This is a genomic window from Bacillus ectoiniformans (assembly GCF_016908875.1).
Classification (GTDB): Bacteria; Bacillota; Bacilli; order Bacillales; family Domibacillaceae; genus Bacillus_BX; species Bacillus_BX ectoiniformans.
On the sequence record NZ_JAFBES010000035.1, the window covers coordinates 1 to 1,236 of the forward strand.

Genomic DNA, 1,236 nt, shown 5'->3' on the forward strand with positions numbered 1-1,236 from the left:
TTAGTAAGAAAATGTAGGTTAAGTTAGAAAGGGCGCACGGTGGATGCCTTGGCACTAGGAGCCGATGAAGGACGGGACTAACTCCGATATGCTCCGGGAAGCTGTAAGTAAGCGTTGATCCGGAGATTTCCGAATGGGGAAACCCACTGTTCGTAATGGGACAGTATCTCTACCTGAATACATAGGGTAGTTGAAGGCAGACCCGGGGAACTGAAACATCTAAGTACCCGGAGGAAGAGAAAGCAAATGCGATTCCCTGAGTAGCGGCGAGCGAAACGGGAACAGCCCAAACCAAGAGGCTTGCCTCTTGGGGTTGTAGGACACTCTATACGGAGTTACAAAAGAACGGGATAGGTGAAGAGGTCTGGAAAGGCCCATCAAAGAAGGTAACAATCCTGTAGCTGAAATTCCGTTCACTCTTGAGTGGATCCTGAGTACGGCGGAACACGTGAAATTCCGTCGGAATCCGGGAGGACCATCTCCCAAGGCTAAATACTCCCTAGTGACCGATAGTGAACCAGTACCGTGAGGGAAAGGTGAAAAGCACCCCGGAAGGGGAGTGAAACAGATCCTGAAACCGTGTGCCTACAAGTAGTCAGAGCCCATTAACGGGTGATGGCGTGCCTTTTGTAGAATGAACCGGCGAGTTGCGATTTCATGCGAGGTTAAGCCAGCAAAGGCGGAGCCGCAGCGAAAGCGAGTCTGAATAGGGCGAATGAGTATGAGGTCGCAGACCCGAAACCAGGTGATCTACCCATGTCCAGGGTGAAGGTAAGGTAACACTTACTGGAGGCCCGAACCCACGCACGTTGAAAAGTGCGGGGATGAGGTGTGGGTAGCGGTGAAATTCCAATCGAACCTGGAGATAGCTGGTTCTCTCCGAAATAGCTTTAGGGCTAGCCTCAAAGGAAGAGTTTTGGAGGTAGAGCACTGTTTGGACTAGGGGCCCCCATCGGGTTACCGAATTCAGACAAACTCCGAATGCCAAAAACTTATCTTTGGGAGTCAGACTGCGAGTGATAAGATCCGTAGTCAAGAGGGAAACAGCCCAGACCACCAGCTAAGGTCCCCAAGTATACGTTAAGTGGAAAAGGATGTGGAGTTGCTTAGACAACCAGGATGTTGGCTTAGAAGCAGCCACCATTTAAAGAGTGCGTAATAGCTCACTGGTCGAGTGACTCTGCGCCGAAAATGTACCGGGGCTAAACGTATCACCGAAGCTGTGGATTGACACCT

General features: G+C 50.8%; 1 rRNA gene. It reads left to right on the forward strand.

The features are described from left to right. Window positions 1-16 precede the first annotated feature (16 nt). A 23S ribosomal RNA gene (locus JOC78_RS17395) occupies window positions 17-1,236 on the forward strand; the annotation flags it as partial.